The following is a 17201-nucleotide window of genomic DNA, read 5'->3' on the forward strand; positions in this document are numbered from 1 at the left end:
CGAACTTCCCCCCATGAACCACTTGCCTGAGGGTCTTGCCGAATTCACCGCCAGCGCGGGCTGGGCCGACGCCGCTGTCGAGCCGCTTCCCGGTGATGCTTCTTTCCGCCGCTATTTCCGGCTGGTGCGGGACGGGACGAGCGCGATGCTGATGCACGCGCCGCCGCCGCACGAGGATCCTGCGCCCTTCCTCTCGGTCGCCCGCTGGCTGACGGACAATGGCCTGCGCGCGCCTGCGATCCTTGCCGAGGAAGCCGCGCAGGGCTGGGTGCTGACCGAGGATTTCGGCAATGACCGGATGCGCGACTGGCTCGACGAAAACCCGGCGGACGAGCGCGCGGCCTATGAAGCTGCGGTCGAGGCATTGGTCGCGCTCCATCGTGTCGCTCCGGGGCCCTTCGCGCCCTATGACATGGCGGTCTACCAGCGCGAGGCGGCGCTGCTGACCGAATGGTATTGCCCCGCGCAGGGCCTCGAGGTTGACGTGGCAGGCTATGCGGCCGCGTGGGAGGAGGTGCTCTCCCCGATGCTGGCGCGCCAGAGCCCGGGCGTCACGGTGCTGCGCGACTATCATGCCGAAAACATCATGCTGCTGGGCGGCAAGGCGGATGCGCCGCAGGGGCTGATCGACTTCCAGGACGCGCTGGTGGGCCATCCGGCCTATGATCTCGTCTCGCTGTTGCAGGATGCGCGGCGCGATGTGTCGGTCGATCTCGAAACCGCCATGCTGCTCCACTACGCCCATCATGCGGGCGTGGCGGACGAGGAGTTTCTGGCCGACTACGCCCGGCTCGGCGCGCAGCGCAATGCGAAGATCGTCGGCATCTTCACCCGGCTCAACGCCCGCGATGGCAAGCCTCGCTACCTTTCGATGATCCCGCGGGTGTGGGACGCGCTGGAGCGCGATCTGGCCCACCCTGCGCTGGCGCCGGTGGCCGCGTGGTTCGACGCCAATATCCCTGATACCTTGCGCTTTGCCCGCGGAGCCTTTGCGGCATGAGCAGACTGGTATCGGACACCGCGATGGTGCTTGCTGCCGGTCTCGGCAAGCGGATGCGTCCGCTCACTGCAACCCAGCCCAAGCCGATGGTGCGGGTTGCGGGCAAGCCGTTGATCGATCACGCGCTTGACCGTCTGGCTGATGCGGGGGTGGCGAAGGCGGTGGTCAATGTCCACTATCTGGCCGATGCGCTGGAGGCCCATGTCACCGCCCGCCCCGCGCCCAAGGTGGCAGTGTCTGACGAACGCGCGCTGCTGCTCGAAACCGGCGGAGGGATGATCAAGGCGCAGGAGAAGCTGCCCGATCCCTTCTTCGCCCTCAATGCAGACAACATCTGGCTCGACGGGCCGAACAACGCCTTTGCCGAGCTTTCGCGCCGCTGGGACCCGGATCAGATGGACGCGCTGCTGCTGCTGGTGCCGCACGCGCGGGCGATCAATTTCAGCGGGCCGGGCGATTTCCACATGGACGCGCTAGGCCGCGTCTCGCGGCGGCGGGATGGCCGGGTGGCGCCTTTCATCTACACCGGCATCCAGCTCGTCTCGCACCGCCTGCTGCGCGATGCGCCCGAAGGCCCCTTCTCGACCAACATCCTGTGGAGCCGCGCGATCGAGGAAGGCCGACTGTTCGGCCTGTCCTTCGGCGGGCTGTGGTTCGAAGTCGGCACGCCGCAGGCGATCCGCCCGACCGAGGAGGCGCTGCTGGGTGGCTGATCCGCGCCGCACCGGTCCTCTCGTCTACTCCATCGCCGCGCACCGCGGCTTTGCCGATGCGCTGGTCGCAGGGCTGGTGCCGCGTTACCGCGAGGACGGCTTCGGCCTTGCGCGCCTGACCGTGCTGGTCCCCTCAAGCCGCGCGGCGCGCACCCTGTCCGAAGCCTTTATTCGCCACGCCGGGGCCAGCGGCGAGGGCGGCCTGCTGATGCCGCGCATGATCGCGGTGGGCGATCTCGATCTCGACGAGAAGCTCGGCGCCGCGCTCGATCCGCTGGGCGCAAGCGACATTCCCCCCGCCTGCGATCCGGTCTCGCGCTGGCTTACGCTCGATCGGCTGATCGGCGAGGAACGCGCGGCCGAGGGAATGACCGCCTTGCCGGGGCGCGCGAGGCTCAATCTGGCGCGCGAGATGGCGCGCACGATGGACCGGCTGCTGGTGGAGGAGAAGGATATCGCCGATCTCTGGACCAGTGAGGCAGTCAAGGACAGTTTGGCCGGACTGGCAACCCATTGGGAACGCTCGATCTGCTTGTTCTCGAAGGTCGCGGTGCGTTGGCAATTTGAGCTTGTTGAACGAGGGCAGGTCGATGCCGCCACCCGCCGCAACGCGCTGTTCGATCGCGCCGCCAAGCGCTGGAAAGAGACCCCGCCACCTTTCCCGATTGTTGCCGCCGGGGTCACCAGCGCCTCGCCCGCGCTGGCGCGGCTGCTGCGGGTGATCGCGGACATGCCCAATGGCGCGGTGGTGCTGCCCGATCTCGACCGCGACATGAGCGATGAGGCGTGGCAGGAACTGGGCCTTGCCGGCGCGTCGCAGGAGGCCGGCGGGCCGGTCTTCGCGGCGGATGATGCGCTCACCCACCCGCAATATCATTTGAAGCTGCTGCTCAACCGCATGGGCGTGAACCGCGCCGAGGTGCAGGCCTGGCACCGGCGCGGGGCGGCAGCGGCAGAGCCCGCGCGCAGCCGCGCGATCTCCTCGCTGTTCCTCCCCCCGCAGGCGAGCCGCGCTTGGGCGACGCTGGAGGCGGCTGACCGGCGGCTGGCGGGCGTGCGCCTGCTCACCAGCGCGACGATCGAGGAGGAAGCGCAAGCCATCGCGCTGCTGGTGCGCCAGGGGCTGGAGGTGCCGGAAAAGCGCATCGCGGTGGTCACCGCCGATCGCGGGCTGGCGCGGCGCGTGGCGCAGCATCTTGAACGCTGGAACATTGTCGCGGACGATTCGGCGGGCCGTCCGCTGGCGCTCACCCCGGCAGGCCGCCTGTTCGGCCTGATCGCGCAGATCGCTGCCGATGGCCCCGATCCGGCCGGTCTGGTGGCCGCTTTCGGTCATCCCCTGGTGCGCGGCTGGGACAGCACGGCGCGGCGCCAATGGCTCACGGGCCTGCGCGCTCTTGACCGTGAATTGCGCGGACCGGCGCTGGCCCCGGGGATGGCGCCGCTGCGCAAGGCGGCTGACAAGGCCGGGGTGAGCGAATGGTGGGCTGAGGCCGAGGGGCTGATCGCGCCGCTGTGCAACTGGCCCGACACCATCGCGCTCGCCGAGGCACTCACCCGGCTGGCCGACGTCGCCGAGGCCTTTGCCCGGACAGCGATCTGGGAGCGCGAGGACGGGCGCGCGCTCGGCACGCTGATCGAGGAATTGCGCGGGCAGGCGCAGGCGGCGGGCACAGTGATCGAGACCGCCGATCTGGCTGGCACCTTGCGCGATTCGATGGACGAGGTGGCGGTGCGTCCGGGCTATGGCGGCCATCCGCGCGTGGCGATCTACGGCCTGCTCGAAGCGCGCATGGCGCGGGCTGATCTGGTCATCTGCGGCGGACTGAACGAAGGCTCCTGGCCGCAGCCCCCCGGCGCCGACGCGCTGCTCGCCCCGGCGATCCTGCGCGCGCTGGGCGTGCCGGGGGCTGAGTTCCGTATCGGCCTTGCCGCGCATGACCTTGCCGGCGCAATGGGTGCGCCCGAAGTCGTCCTCAGCCGCGCCTTGCGCGATGCCGAGGGGCCGACGCTGCCTTCGCGCTTCCTCCTTAGGGTCGAGGCGCTGCTGGGCGAGGATTTGGCCAGGGAGCACCGCGAGCGAGCGATCCCGGCGCTGCTGCCGCAGCTCGATCGCGCGCGTCCTCCGGCTCCCGCCTATGAGCGCCCCGCGCCCGATCCCGCGCCGGACCTGCGCAAGGTGACGCTCCGCGTCACTGCGCTCGACCGGCTGCTGGGCGATCCTTACGAATTCTACGCCAATGCCATCCTCGGCCTCAAGCAATTGCCTCCGCTGGCTGCCGATCCCTTCAGCGATCCGGCGCTGCGCGGCACGCTGGTGCACGCCATTCTCGATGCCTGGCACAAGGCGCGGGCCGAGGATCCTGCGCTTGCCATTGCGCCGTTTGCGGCAGACCATTTCGCCCGCGAGCGCGTCCACCCGCTGTTCCGCGCCCTGTGGCAGCCGCGCCTGATCGCCGCGCTGGAGACTTTCGAGCGCAGGATCGCCGCCGAGGAGGCCGACGAGGGCCGCAAGGTGGTGGCGAGCGAGATCGACGGCGAGATGATCTTCGATGGCGTAAAGATCAAAGGCCGCGCCGACCGCATCGACCGGCTCGCCGATAGCAGCCTGGCGATCGTCGACTACAAGACCGGCAATGTGCCGACCAAGAAGCAGGTCACCGAAGGCCTGGCGCTCCAGCTTGGCCTGCTCGGCCTGATCGCCGAGGCTGGCGGTTTTGCCGGCAAGGGCGTGGCAGCGGCGCCGGCGCGCGGGTTCGAATATTGGTCTTTCGGGCAGGAGAAGGGCGTGTTCGGCAAGGTGATGAAGCCGCTCAAGCTCGGCGAGCGCCAGAGCGGGCTGACGCCGGAGGAGTTCCTGCCCCACCACGCGGCGAAGCTGAGCGATGCGATCGCCCGCTTCATCAAGGGCACCGCGCCGTTCCTCGCGCGCGAAAACCCCGACTACAAGGGCTATAACGAATATGACCAGCTGATGCGGCTGGAGGAATGGCTGGTGCGCTTGACCGAGACGGAGCGCGAGGCATGAGCGGCAAGGTCTTTCCGCTGCGGGACAACCAGCTCAAGGCGGCAAACCCCGAGGACAATGTCTGGCTCTCGGCCTCGGCGGGGACGGGCAAGACGCAGGTGCTCTCTGCCCGCGTGCTGCGCTTGCTGCTGCGCGAGGATGTGAGCCCGTCGCAGATCCTGTGCCTCACCTTCACCAAGGCAGGTGCTGCGGAAATGGCGAACCGGATCAACGCGGTGCTGGCGCGCTGGGTGCGGCTGGATGCGGGGGCGCTGGGCAAGGAGCTGAAGCACCTCGGCGCGGATTATGGCCCCACCGCGCAGGAACGCGCCCGCACGCTGTTTGCCAGCGTGCTCGATTGTCCGGGCGGCGGGCTTCGGATCGATACCATCCACGCCTTCGCGCAGTTCCTGATCGGCAATTTCCCCGAGGAAGCCGATCTCGCTCCGGGCACGCGGGTGATGGATGATCGCAGCCGCGAACTGCTCGCGCGCGAGGTGCTGGCCGACATGGTCGAGGAGGCCGAACGCAGCGGTGATGCGCGCCTGATGGACGGGATCCGGAGCTTCGTGATGCGCAAGGAGCCGGGCGCGCTCCACGCCTGGCTGATGCGCGCGGCTGGCGCGCATGATTTGTGGGTGGGCCGCGACAGCTGGCAATCGCCGATGGACGGGCGGGTGCGCCAGACGCTCGGGATGCCCGCCGATGCCGACGAGGACTGGGCGAACGAGCCGCTCCACCCTGATCTTTTCCCTGATCACCAATTGCAGGTGATGCTGCCGCTGCTCGACGGGTGGAAGGCCAAGTCGGGTCAGGAAAGTGCCGCTTTCATCCGCCAATGGCTGCCCTTGGACAAGGCTGCGCGGGCGAACATCGTCGCGGGCTTCCGCAAGACCTTGCTGAAGGCCGATGGCGAGCCGCGGGCGATGCCGACGCCCGAGAAGGAAGACAAGGGGTTCAAGGACCGCCAGAACAAGATCGCCGCTGCCGTTCGCATGCACGAGGATCGTCTGGCTCTCATCGCAGCCGCCGGGATCATCACCTCGGCGCTCGAAGTGGGCCGCGCCTTTGCCCTTCGCTGGGAGGCAAGGAAGGCGCGCGAGGGCCTGCTCGATTTCCCCGATCTCATCCGCAAGGCCGCCGATCTGCTCGGCACATCGGTCGCGGCTGACTGGATCCGCTACAAGCTCGATCGCCATTTCGATCACATCCTGATCGACGAGGCGCAGGACACCAACCAGCCGCAGTGGGACATCGTCGAGGCGCTGATCGACGACTTCTTCGCCGGCGAGGGCGCGCGCGGTGACCGCTTGCGCACGATCTTCACCGTGGGCGATTACAAGCAGGCGATCTTCGGCTTTCAGGGCACCAGCCCGGAAAACTTCGCCCGCGCCAAGGAGCGCGTCCACACCCGGATCGAAGCGGCGCGGCGCGGCATCCGTTCCGCGCGCAACAATCTGCGCGAGCCGGGCTGGGAAGATCTCGATCTCGGCGAGAGCTTCCGCACCGCCGATATCGTGCTCGCCTTCGTCAACCGGATGATCGGCGACCTCGGCTTTCCCGCCTTCGGGCTCGACAAGGCGCCGCCCGAGCACAAGGGCGATGTCCGTCCCGGCCTTGTCACTCTGTGGCCGCCGGCGGTGCCCGATAAGGAGCAACGCGAGGCCGAGGCCGAAGCTGAGGCCGAACAGGAGAGCAACGAGGGCGACAACAACACCGATGACAGCGCAGGCGGGCAGGGCTGGCTGCCCAAGCACGACACGGTGCTCGCCGGACATATCGCCGATCAGGTGCACCGCTGGGTCAGTCTTGAGGAGCCCTTCGTGCTCGAAAAGGGCACCCGTCGCCACGCGCAGGCGGGCGACATCATGGTGCTGGTGCGCCAACGCAAGGAACTCGCCAAGCAGATCGTCGCCAAGCTGCACGCAAAGGGCGTGCCGGTGGCAGGGGTGGACCGGCTGCGGCTGGGCGCGCCGCTGGCGGTGAAGGATGTACTGGCAGCGCTGCGCTTTGCCGCCCAGCCGCGCGATGACCTGAGCCTTGCCAACCTGCTCGCTTCCCCGCTGATGGGGTGGACGCAGGAGGATATCCTCACCCATGTGCCGCGCGATTACGATGTCCGGCTGTGGGATCACTTGCGCCGCGAGGATGCACCCGCCTTTGCCGCTGCCGCCGCCGAGCGGCTCAGGGAATTGCTGCGCCGCGCCGATTTCCAGACCCCGCAGGCGTTGATCGCATGGCTGCTCACCGGCCCGTGGCAGGGCCGCGCAAGTCTGGTCGAACGGCTTGGCGCCGAGGCCAATGACCCGCTCGACGAATTGCTCAACGCCGCCTTCGCCTACGAGGCCGAGCACTGGCCCAGCCTGGCGGGCTTTCTGACATGGTTCGATGCCGGGACGGGCGATCTGAAACGTGATCCCGATAGCGCCAGCGGGCAGGTGCGGGTGATGACGGTGCACGGCTCCAAGGGCTTGCAGGCCCCGATCGTCATCCTCGCCGATGCCACCGGCGCTCCGGGCGATGCGGGCGATCTGGCGCTTGAGGACAACGCGCCCGGCCAGCAGCGCGAGCACCCGCGCCTCGTCCCGCTCCCCCCGCTCGGCAAGACCGAGAAGAAGGGCGCGATTGCCGAGGCCGAGGAAGCGGCCAAGGCAGCGCAGATGGAGGAGCACTGGCGGCTGCTCTATGTCGCGCTCACCCGCGCCGAGGAGGCGCTGTTCATCGGCGGATCGCTCAACAAGAACGAGGCGAAGAAGGGCGAGCCGCACCCGGACAGTTGGTACGCGCGGCTCGCGCCGCTGTTCGAGGGCGAGGAGCTTGCCGATCCGGTCTGGACGTGGCGAAAGGAATGGGGCGAGCGCGCCGCGCCGCTTGAGACCTCGGCTGAGGTCGAGGCGCGGGCCGATGCGCAGCCGGAACTGCCGCAATGGGCGGTGACACCGATCGGGGCCGAACCGCGCCCGCCGCGCCCGCTTGCGCCTTCATCGGTGGGCGAGGAGGCGGGTGCCGAGCCGCCGCTTCCGCCCGAGGCCGCGCGCCATGCCGCAAGGCGCGGGAGCCTGATCCACGCCCTGCTGGAACGCCTGCCCGATGTGCCGACGGAGACCCGCGTCGAAGCAGCCCGCCGCTGGCTGGAACGCCAGGCGAGCGATCTGCCAGCGGACCTGCGCGACGAAATGCTCGCCAGCGTTCTGGCGGTGCTGGATTATCCCGGCTTTGCCGCGATTTTCTCCGATGCCGCGCTGGCCGAAGTGCCGCTGGCCGCGACAGTCGAAGGCGTGGTGGTGGCGGGCACGGCAGACCGCCTGCTGATCGAGGAGGGGCGCGTCACCGTGGTCGATTTCAAGACCACCCGCCGTCCGCCCGCGAGTGCCGCAGAGATTCCGCTCGCCACGCTGCGCCAGATGGCGGCCTATGCCGCAGCGCTCGAAGCGATCTATCCCGGGCGCGAGGTGCGTGCGGGCGTGCTCTATACCCATGCCCCGGTGCTGTTCGATCTGTCGCCGGAAACCCTCGCGGCACACAAGAACGCATTGCAGGCCGCGCAGCAATCCTATTCGCTGCCCGATATTGAGTGAAGAACGCGAAGCCCTAGATTGCATTCCTGTGACCGGCAGTCCTATGCTGCCGCCCAAAGGAGATTTGAGACATGGCCACCATCAATGTCACCGACGCCAGCTTTCAGGCCGATGTGCTGGGCAGCGACACCCCCGTTCTGGTCGATTTCTGGGCTGACTGGTGCGGGCCGTGCAAGATGATCGCTCCGGCGCTGGAAGAAATCAGCGACGAGCTCGCTGGCAAGCTCACCATCGCCAAGGTCGATATCATGGAGAACACCGATATCGCCGCGCAGATGGGCGTGCAGTCGATCCCGCTGATGGTGCTGTTCAAGAACGGCGAAGCGGTCGCGCGCAAGGTTGGCGCTGCGCCCAAGGGCCAGTTGAAGGCGTGGATCGAAAGCGAGCTTTGATGGCAGCGTCGTCCCGGGCTTGATCGGGGACCGCTTGCTCTCAGGCCAGCACCCTGCCGACGAATTCGTCCCAGATCGCGGGGCTTGACGCGCCGACGAGGCCGGGGGCGTCGTGCTGGTCCACCCGGTATTCGCTGCCATCAAGCCGCGCGGCCTTGCCGCCGGCCTCGTTGAGCCACAGCACGCCTGCCGCGTGATCCCAGGCGAGCGTGCGCTTGAAGCTGGAGACGTCGTTCTCGCCCAGCGCAAGCCGCGGATATTGTTCTGCGGCGCAGCGCGGAATATCGACCAGCGTGTAATGCGGGGCGAGCTTGGCATCGACCATCGCCGATTGTTCTGGGGTGAGGAAGATGCGGCTGACCGCGGTGACGGGCCGCTCGGCCCCTGTGGAGCGCGCCGTGATCCGCTCGCCGTTGACGAAAGCGCCATCGCCGAGGCGCGCATGACAGAACCGGTCGCGCACCGGATCATAGATCCACCCTGCGACCGTGCGGCCAGCATCGGCCAGCGCGATGATGATGCCAAAGGGCTCCTTGCCCTCCGCAAAGTTCGCCGTGCCGTCGAGCGGATCGATGATCCAGCATTGGCCCGAAAGGTGATCGAGCACGCTCTTGTCGGCATGGACCGCTTCCTCGCCGACCACGGCAACCCCGGGGGCGAGCTTGGTCAGGGCTTCGGTGAGGAAAGCCTCGACCTCGCGGTCGACAATGGTGACGGGATCATCCGCGCCTTTCATCTCGACTTCGTGCGCAGCGAGCTGGCGGAAGCGCGGCAGCATCGAGCGCTGCGCTGCAAAGCGCATCAGATCGCGGATTTCATCATCGAGGGCGCTCATGAGCGGTAATCCGCATTGATCGCAATGTAGCCATGCGTAAGATCGCAGGTCCACACACTCGCACGACCATCCCCGAGGCCGAGATCGACCGCAATATCGATTACCTCGCCCTTGAGATGCGCGGCCACCGGCGCCTCGTCATAGCCTTCGACCGGAACCCCGTTCTTCGCCGTCCAGATACCACCGAAAGCGATCGAGAGCCGGTCGCGGTCCGCCGGTTCGCCCGCCTTGCCAACCGCCATGACCACGCGGCCCCAGTTCGCATCCTCGCCTGCGATGGCGGTCTTGACCAGCGGAGAGTTGGCGATGGCAAGACCCACGCGGCGCGCGCTTTCGTCGCTTGCTGCGCCCGCAACGCGGATGGTGATGAACTTCCGAGCGCCTTCGCCGTCCCGCACCACCAGATGCGCAAGTTCGCGGCACACATCGGCCAGGGCTGCGGCAAAGGCATCCGCGCCCGGGCTGTCCCAGCTTTCGATCCGCGCATTGCCCGCCTTGCCCGTGGCGAAGACCATCACCGTGTCGCTGGTCGAAGTGTCGCCGTCGACCGTGATGCAGGAAAAGGTCGCCGCATTGGCGCGTTCGAGCGCTTCCTGGAGGAAGGCCGGCGCGACGTTGGCATCGGTGAAGATGTAGCCGAGCATGGTCGCCATGTCGGGGGCGATCATGCCCGATCCTTTGATGATCCCGGCCAGTTCGACGCGGGTTTCGCCCATCATCGCGCTCGCGCCCGCGCCCTTGGCGAAGGTGTCGGTGGTGCCGATCGCGTTCGCCGCATCCTCCCACCCGCAAGGCTCGGCCACCAGCGCGGCTTCGATCCCGGCGCGGGCCTTGTCCTTGGGCAGCGGCACACCGATCACGCCGGTGGAGGACACGAACACCTGTTCCTGCGGGCAGCCCAGAGCTTCGGACACCTGCGCGCGGATCGCGTCCACCGCCTCGCGCCCGCGATAGCCGGTAAAGGCGTTGGAATTGCCCGCATTGACGATCAGCGCCCGCGCATGGCCCTGCTTCACATCGGCCCGGCCCAGTTCGACTTCGGAGGAGGCGCAGGCGCTCTTGGTGAAGACGCCCGCGACACTGGTGCCCTCGGCCAGTTCGGCAAAGGTCAGATCGGCGCGGTCCCACGCCTTGTAGCACGCGCGGGCGACACGCAGGGTCACCCCGGCAATTGCGGGCATTTGCGGAAAAGGACGGGCGAGGGGCGAGGTATCGATCTGCATGATTTGCGCCTCTAGGCGGGCAGGCCCGTGCAGTAAATCAGCAAAGCTGGTGGACGAAGCGGCTGCGATTCCCTATCTGCCTGTCCGATGACCCGGCACTTCTTCGCCCTTCTGGCCTTGCTCACCGGCCTTGCTGCGCTCGGCAGCCCGGCGCACGCGTCGCTGGCCGAGGCGCTGGCGTGCTCGTCGAGCATTGCTGCGGCCGCCGGGGACGAGGTTGCGGGGAGCGAGAGCGTTGCGGTGCAACCCGTGCCGGCTTCGCTGCGCGCAACCCGCGCTCTGGCCGCGCCTGAGGCGCGCCCTGCTGCGCCGCAAGCGCTGCGTCTTCCGGTCTTGATGGGGATCGAGCGCGCCTACGAATAGGCCCGCGTTTTCGATCACATATCCCGATTCTGACGGCGCCGCGCATGATCGCGGAGCCGTAACCCCAGCAAGCATTCAGGCCCTCGGCAAGCGTCTTTCGCGCCAGGGGCACAAGCGTTCAAAGGCTCGATTTTTCCATGCTCAACACCATCATCAAGACGGTCTTCGGTTCCTCGAATGATCGCTACGTCAAGCAGCTGCGCAAGATCGTCGCACAGATCAATGCGCTCGAACCGCAAATCCAGGCGCTCTCGGACGAGGATCTCAAGGGCCAGACTGCCAAGCTGCGCGACCTGATCGAAGGCGGCTCCAAGCTCGACGACATCCTGCCCGAAGCCTTCGCCACCGTGCGCGAAGCCTCGGTGCGCGTGTTCGGGATGCGCCATTTCGATGTGCAGCTGATCGGCGGTCTGGTGCTCCACCGCGGCGAAATCGCCGAAATGCGCACCGGCGAGGGCAAGACCCTGATGGCGACGCTGGCGGTCTATCTCAATGCGATCGAGGGCAAGGGCGTCCACGTAGTCACCGTCAATGATTACCTCGCCCGGCGCGACGCGGCCGAGATGGGGCGCCTCTACAACTGGCTCGGGCTCAGCGTCGGCGTGATTGTTCCCGGGATGCAGGAGGAGGACAAGCGCGAGGCCTATCACTCTGACATCACCTACGGCACGAACAACGAGTTCGGCTTCGATTACCTGCGCGACAACATGAAGCACGAGCGCGGGCAGATGGTGCAGCGTCCCTTCAACTTCGCGATCGTCGATGAAGTGGACTCGATCCTCATCGACGAGGCGCGCACCCCGCTGATCATTTCCGGCCCGACCGAGGACAAGTCCGAACTTTACGTGGCGCTCGATGCCGTGGCGCGCGAATTGCCGCTCGAATGGCTCGATATCGACGAGAAGGTGCGCCGCGTCCAGCTGACCGAGGACGGGCTTGAGGAAGTCGAGAAGATCCTGGCTGAAAAGGGCCTGCTTGCCACCAGCAACCTCTACGACGTCGAGAACACCCAGGTCGTCCATCACCTCGATCAGGCACTGGTCGCCAATTTCGCCCGCAAGCGTGACACCGACTACATCGTCAAGGACGGCAAGATCATCATCATCGATGAATTCACCGGCCGCATGATGGATGGCCGCCGCTGGTCGAACGGGCTTCACCAGGCGGTTGAAGCCAAGGAGGGCGTGAAGATCGAGCCCGAGAACCAGACCATGGCCTCGATCACCTTCCAGAACTATTTCCGCATGTATCCCAAGCTGTCCGGCATGACCGGCACGGCCGCCACCGAAGCGCCGGAGTTCTGGGATATCTACAAGGTCGGCGTGGTCGAAATTCCGACCAACCTGCCGGTCGCCCGCATCGACGAGGAAGACGAGTTCTACAAGAACACCGCCGACAAGTTCGGCGCGATTGCCAAGGCGATCAAGAAAAAGCAGGAAATCGGCCAGCCCGTGCTGGTCGGCACGGTGTCGATCGAGAAGTCCGAACTGCTGAGCGATTATCTCGACAAGGAAGGGGTCAGGCACTCGGTTCTCAACGCCCGCTTCCACGAGCAAGAAGCCCATATCGTGGCGCAGGCCGGGCGGTTCGGCGCGGTGACCATCGCCACCAACATGGCCGGGCGCGGCACCGACATCCAGCTCGGCGGCAATGTCGAATTCCGTATCGCCGATGAATTGCGCGATCTGCCCGAAGGCCCGGAACGCGACGCCGCCGTCGCTGCCATCCGCGCCGAAGTGGCCGAGGAAAAGGAGCGCGTGAAGGCTGCCGGCGGTCTCTTCGTGCTCGGCACCGAACGCCACGAATCGCGCCGCATCGACAACCAGCTGCGCGGCCGTTCGGGTCGTCAGGGTGACCCGGGCCTGTCGCGCTTCTACCTGTGCCTTGAAGACGATCTGCTGCGCATCTTCGGCCCCGACACGCTGTTCTCCAAGATGATGAAGTCGAACCTCGCGGACGGCGAGGCGATCGGCTCCAAATGGCTGTCGAAGGCGATCGAGACCGCGCAAAAGAAGGTCGAGGCGCGCAACTACGACATGCGCAAGCAGGTGGTGCAATACGACGACGTGATGAACGACCAACGCAAGGTGGTCTACGAACAGCGCGCCGAAATCATGGATAGCGAGGCGGTGGACGATGTCGTGATCGACATGCGCCACGATACGATCAACACCATGGTCGGCACTGCCTGCCCGCCGGGCTCCTATCCCGAACAATGGGATGTCGCCGGGCTCAAGGCCAAGATCGAGGAGACCTTCGGCTTCGAGCCGCCGCTCGACGACTGGCTCGCTGAAGAGGAGGTCGAACCCGAACTGCTCGAGGAGCGGCTGCGCGAGCTGACCGACACCATGTCCGAGACCAAGATCAGCGCATCGGATCCGGCGATCTGGCGGATTGTCGAAAAGGACGTGCTGCTGCGCCAGCTCGATCACCACTGGAAGGAACACCTCGCCACGCTCGATGCGCTGCGGCAGGTGATCTGGATGCGGTCGATTGCGCAGAAGCAGCCGATCAACGAATACAAGCAGGAAGCCTTCGGCCTGTTCGAGACCATGCTCGACACCCTGCGCGAAGAGGTGACCAAGATCCTGTTCCGCGCGGAATTGCGCATCGAGCCGCCGCAGACCGAGAGCCTGCCCGAACTGCCCGATTTCCTCACCGGCCCGCTCGAACCCTTTGCCGGGATTGAAGACAGCGCGCCGATGGTCCCGCAAACGTTCGGCGCTTTGGACAGCGCTGTGGCTGCGGCGACTGGCGGCGGCGACAACCCCTTCGCCAATCTCGACATCAGCCGCAATGCGCCATGCCCCTGCGGCAGCGGCAACAAGTACAAGCATTGCCACGGCGCGGTGAGCTAGGTCCGGCGCATCCGGTCTTGGGATAGGGGCAGGGGCGATGATGATCGGAGCAGTGCCGGCGCTTCTGGCGCTCGCATTCCTTGTCACTGCGCTGCTCTATGCCAGTGTCGGCTTTGGCGGCGGGTCGACCTATTCCGCACTGCTCGCGCTCTCCGGGCTTGATTACCGGCTGCTGCCGCTGATCAGCCTTGCCTGCAATATCGTGGTGGTGAGCGGATCGAGCATCCGCTTCGCCCGCGCTGGCCTGACCCCGTGGAAAAAGGCGGGCGTGATCGTGATGCTGGGCGCGCCGCTCAGCTTTGTGGGCGGGCTCACGCCGATCAAGGAGGAGACCTTCCTTGCGCTGCTCGGCGCCAGTCTGGTGCTGACGAGCCTGACCATGCTGGTTCCGGTGCGCGAAAATGCCGATGGTACACCCACAAAGGCGGCGCGCTGGATGCCGTTGGCGGCCGCGCCGCTGGGCTATTTCGCGGGGCTGGTGGGGATCGGCGGCGGGATCTTCCTCGCGCCCCTGCTGCATCTGTCGCGCTGGCACGAGGCGCGGGGAATCGCGGCGACGGCGAGCCTGTTTATTCTGGTGAACTCGCTGTTCGGCCTTGCTGGTCAGATGGTGAAGAATGGCCCCGGCCTGCTGGGCGCGGCGCTGGGTGCTGCCCTCCCGCTGCTGGTGGCGGTGGTGATTGGCGGCCAGATCGGTAGTCTGCTCGCCGCGCGCCTGCTGCCGCCCAAGTGGATCCGCTGGCTGACAGCGCTGCTGGTGCTGGTCGTGGGCGTACGCCTTCTGGCAGGCGTCTAGGGGCGAAACTGCTCGTCGCCGGGATTGTCTGCGTAGATTCCCCAAGTTGCCGCGCGCTGTCCCGGTCTGGGATAAAACACCTCGACACGGACAGGAGGATGCCGTGCGATGGTCTCGCATTACACTTGAACCGGTCTGTATTGACGCGCTGCGATGCGCGCCCGGTTCGCCGCGCTACACGATAGATCTGCCGCTGATCAGCGACGGCCGGATCGCGCTGCACGAACTCGCCGCCAACCGGGACCGCGCAGTGGTGGCGCGCGAATTGCCTGAAGGTGGCGTCATATCGGGCGCGCTTGAAGTGAAGGACAAGCAATGCATCTTCACTTGGGGTGAGGGCCTTGCCGATGCGCAGCCCCCCACGCGCCTTTACGGCACCAATTTCGGACTCGGCGTTACCGTTGCTCTGCGGCCCGGGGCAGGGCCGGCGGAATTGTTCGAGGTGGTCGCATGCGGCTATCTTCCCGCCGGCCCCCACAAGTTTTCCGCCTAGCCGCCTATCCTGCCGCCTTGTCGGGCAGGCGCGAGTAGCCAGCCAGAAAAGCGATCTGCAGCATCTCCGACAGACTGTGGACGCCCAGTTTTTTCATCACATTGGCGCGGTGCACCTCGACGGTGCGCGGACTGATGTCGAGATCATAGGCGATCTGCTTGTTGAGGTGCCCCTGCACCAATCCTATCAGTACTTCGCGTTCGCGGTTGGTGAGGTGGGCGATCTGCTCCTCTGCTTTCTGCTGCTCATGCGAGGTTACGACCGGCTGTTCGCCAGCGCGGCCCGCCGCTTTGAGCGCAGCCATCAGATCGGACTTGGAAAACGGCTTTTCGAGAAAGTCGATCGCCCCATCCTTCATCGCTCTGACCGCGCTCGAGACCTCGCCGTGGCCGGTCATCATGATCACCGGCATCTGGCAACCCGCCTGGTGAAGCTGCGCCTGCAAGGCGAGGCCTGAAATGCCCGGCATCCTCAGATCGAGCAGGAGGCAGCCCGGTGTCAGCTGCGGGAGGTGCTGCAGAAACTCCTCCGCACTGCCGAAGGATGTGCTCCCGATGTCTTCGGACATGAGCATGAAGGCCATGGAGCGCTGGATCTCCGGGTCGTCGTCGATGATGTAGACATGCATCATTCCTTCTCCTCGACATCACTCTCGCGACCCGCGGGTAATGTGAAATGGAAGGCAGCGCCGCCCAGCGAAGGCGAGCGGGTGGCCCAGATCGAACTGCCGTAGCTCTCGACGATCTGCTTGCAGATCGACAGGCCGACGCCCATGCCGCCGCCCTTGGTGGTGACGAAGCTTTCGAACATCCGGTCGGCCACCTGCGGATCGATCCCCGGTCCGCTGTCCTCGACCACGAATTCGATGTGATCTGCATCATGTGGCATGACTTCGATGCGAAGCCGGCCGCCAGCGCCCTCTCCGGCATGCATCGCCTCAAAGGCGTTGCGGATCAGGTTGAAGAGCACCTGCTGGGCCTGCACCGGATCGACCGCGACCTTCTCAAGGCCTTTCGGGATCGTGATTTCAAGCCGCACGTCGCGGCGGAAACCATTGATCATCGCAAGGGTCACCGAGTTGTCCACCAGCGCGGCGGGATCGGTCAGCTCGATCCGCGGCCGTCCGCCGCGCACGAAATCGCGCAGGCGATGGATCAGCTGGCCCGCGCGCACGGCCTGCTTGCTGCAGCTGTCGAGGATCTCGACGAGCTGCTCGCGATCGGCCAGATCGCTGCGCCGGGCGAGAATGTCGCGCACCCCTTCGGCATAGTTGGTGATCGCAGTTAGCGGCTGGTTGAGTTCGTGCGCGATCGCTGTTGCAAAGGCACCCATCGCCGAAATGCGCGAGGCGTGGGCGAGCTCGTCGAGAATGTCGCGCAGCTGGCGCCTGTCGGCGAGCTGTTCGCCGACATCGCGCAGGAAACCGATGTAATAGGTGCGGTTCTCGACATGGGCCTCGCCCAGCGTGATCTCGACCGGGAAGACATGGCCGTTGCAGTCACAGGCGTTTTCGACCCGGGTAAAGCCCATCATCCGCCGCTCGCCGGTGGCATGATAGCGTTTGAGATAGGTATCGTGCTGGGCGGCATGGGCCGCAGACATCAGCAGGCTGACATTGCGCCCGATTGCCTGCTCCTCGCTATAGCCGAACAGCTTCTGCGCGGCCTTGCCGAAGCCGCGGATGATCCCGGCATCGTCGATCACCACCATGGCAGCGGGCGAGGTTTCGAGGATAACGCGCAGCTGATCGCTCTGCGACAACGACGCGATCAGGCTGTCGTCGGTCATAACCTCACTCAAGGCATTGCCTTTCGGAACATCTCACCCGCTTTGACCCCTGACACCCTTTCGTCCATTGCACAAACTGTCAGGCCATCTCTGGCCCGCGCGGGCTCTCCCGCAAGAAGCGCCCGAGGGCTGTGCCGATGCGATAGCAATGCACG

13 protein-coding genes are annotated in these 17201 nt (G+C 66.3%); 9 read left to right on the forward strand and 4 right to left on the reverse strand.

Annotated features, from left to right (window positions below):
- Positions 1-13: 13 nt before the first annotated feature.
- The 5 genes from RSE14_RS01080 (at position 14) to trxA (ending at position 8690) form a co-directional block, all read left to right on the forward strand.
- Positions 14-1000 carry an aminoglycoside phosphotransferase family protein gene (locus RSE14_RS01080; RefSeq protein ID WP_324076952.1) on the forward strand — a complete coding sequence of 329 codons (987 nt, stop codon included), beginning with the start codon at positions 14-16 and terminating at the stop codon, positions 998-1000.
- On the forward strand, positions 997-1713 hold the full coding sequence (locus tag RSE14_RS01085) for a nucleotidyltransferase family protein (RefSeq protein WP_324075372.1): 717 nt from the start codon (positions 997-999) through the stop codon (positions 1711-1713). Before RSE14_RS01080 ends, RSE14_RS01085 begins: the two co-directional genes overlap by 4 nt.
- Positions 1706-4741 (forward strand): PD-(D/E)XK nuclease family protein, encoded by a 3036-nt coding sequence (locus RSE14_RS01090; protein WP_324075374.1) that lies wholly within the window; start codon positions 1706-1708, stop codon positions 4739-4741. The genes RSE14_RS01085 and RSE14_RS01090 overlap by 8 nt, the downstream gene beginning before the upstream one ends.
- A complete protein-coding gene (gene addA / locus RSE14_RS01095; protein ID WP_324075376.1) occupies positions 4738-8298 on the forward strand; it encodes a double-strand break repair helicase AddA in 3561 nt (1186 codons plus the stop codon). Before RSE14_RS01090 ends, addA begins: the two co-directional genes overlap by 4 nt.
- A 71-nt stretch (positions 8299-8369) precedes the next feature.
- On the forward strand, positions 8370-8690 hold the full coding sequence (trxA, locus tag RSE14_RS01100; protein ID WP_324075378.1) for a thioredoxin: 321 nt from the start codon (positions 8370-8372) through the stop codon (positions 8688-8690).
- A 40-nt stretch (positions 8691-8730) separates the two neighbouring features.
- Here trxA and RSE14_RS01105 read toward each other — a convergent pair whose 3' ends face one another.
- Together RSE14_RS01105 and argJ are read right to left on the reverse strand one after the other, a co-directional pair.
- Positions 8731-9525, reverse strand: a complete 795-nt coding sequence (locus RSE14_RS01105; protein WP_324075380.1) for an inositol monophosphatase family protein — start codon at positions 9523-9525, stop codon at positions 8731-8733.
- Positions 9522-10748 carry a bifunctional glutamate N-acetyltransferase/amino-acid acetyltransferase ArgJ gene (gene argJ, locus RSE14_RS01110; protein ID WP_324075382.1) on the reverse strand — a complete coding sequence of 409 codons (1227 nt, stop codon included), beginning with the start codon at positions 10746-10748 and terminating at the stop codon, positions 9522-9524. The genes RSE14_RS01105 and argJ overlap by 4 nt, the downstream gene beginning before the upstream one ends.
- Before the next feature lie 87 nt (positions 10749-10835).
- Between argJ and RSE14_RS01115 the strand changes: the two genes are divergently transcribed.
- From RSE14_RS01115 to RSE14_RS01130, 4 genes are all read left to right on the forward strand, one after another.
- The gene (locus tag RSE14_RS01115; protein ID WP_324075383.1) at positions 10836-11111 is read left to right on the forward strand and encodes a hypothetical protein; all 276 of its coding nucleotides are present in this window, start codon (positions 10836-10838) and stop codon (positions 11109-11111) included.
- 137 nt (positions 11112-11248) lie between these two features.
- Positions 11249-13969 (forward strand): preprotein translocase subunit SecA, encoded by a 2721-nt coding sequence (gene secA, locus RSE14_RS01120; protein ID WP_324075386.1) that lies wholly within the window; start codon positions 11249-11251, stop codon positions 13967-13969.
- A 40-nt stretch (positions 13970-14009) separates the two neighbouring features.
- A complete protein-coding gene (locus tag RSE14_RS01125; protein ID WP_324076954.1) occupies positions 14010-14765 on the forward strand; it encodes a sulfite exporter TauE/SafE family protein in 756 nt (251 codons plus the stop codon).
- A gap of 46 nt (positions 14766-14811) precedes the next feature.
- A complete protein-coding gene (locus RSE14_RS01130; RefSeq protein ID WP_324075389.1) occupies positions 14812-15258 on the forward strand; it encodes a hypothetical protein in 447 nt (148 codons plus the stop codon).
- A gap of 4 nt (positions 15259-15262) precedes the next feature.
- Here RSE14_RS01130 and RSE14_RS01135 read toward each other — a convergent pair whose 3' ends face one another.
- Complete coding sequence (locus RSE14_RS01135) at positions 15263-15889, reverse strand: response regulator transcription factor (RefSeq protein WP_324075392.1); 627 nt, start codon at positions 15887-15889, stop codon at positions 15263-15265.
- Positions 15886-17058: a PAS domain-containing sensor histidine kinase gene (locus RSE14_RS01140; protein ID WP_324075394.1), complete on the reverse strand. Its 1173-nt coding sequence runs from the start codon at positions 17056-17058 to the stop codon at positions 15886-15888. Before RSE14_RS01140 ends, RSE14_RS01135 begins: the two co-directional genes overlap by 4 nt.
- Positions 17059-17201: the final 143 nt, after the last annotated feature.

Origin of the sequence: Erythrobacter sp., assembly GCF_035194505.1 — a bacterium.
GTDB lineage: Bacteria > Pseudomonadota > Alphaproteobacteria > Sphingomonadales > Sphingomonadaceae > Erythrobacter.

Bases quoted from the DNA above. Each gene is read 5' to 3' on its own strand.
- RSE14_RS01125 (WP_324076954.1), top strand. From the start codon at position 14,010: ATGATCGGAGCAGTGCCGGCGCTTCTGGCGCTCGCATTCCTTGTCACT.
- RSE14_RS01080 (WP_324076952.1), top strand. From the start codon at position 14: ATGAACCACTTGCCTGAGGGTCTTGCCGAATTCACCGCCAGCGCGGGC.
- trxA (WP_324075378.1), top strand. From the start codon at position 8,370: ATGGCCACCATCAATGTCACCGACGCCAGCTTTCAGGCCGATGTGCTG.
- RSE14_RS01135 (WP_324075392.1), bottom strand. From the start codon at position 15,889: ATGATGCATGTCTACATCATCGACGACGACCCGGAGATCCAGCGCTCC.
- argJ (WP_324075382.1), bottom strand. From the start codon at position 10,748: ATGCAGATCGATACCTCGCCCCTCGCCCGTCCTTTTCCGCAAATGCCC.
- RSE14_RS01105 (WP_324075380.1), bottom strand. From the start codon at position 9,525: ATGAGCGCCCTCGATGATGAAATCCGCGATCTGATGCGCTTTGCAGCG.
- addA (WP_324075376.1), top strand. From the start codon at position 4,738: ATGAGCGGCAAGGTCTTTCCGCTGCGGGACAACCAGCTCAAGGCGGCA.
- RSE14_RS01085 (WP_324075372.1), top strand. From the start codon at position 997: ATGAGCAGACTGGTATCGGACACCGCGATGGTGCTTGCTGCCGGTCTC.
- secA (WP_324075386.1), top strand. From the start codon at position 11,249: ATGCTCAACACCATCATCAAGACGGTCTTCGGTTCCTCGAATGATCGC.
- RSE14_RS01115 (WP_324075383.1), top strand. From the start codon at position 10,836: ATGACCCGGCACTTCTTCGCCCTTCTGGCCTTGCTCACCGGCCTTGCT.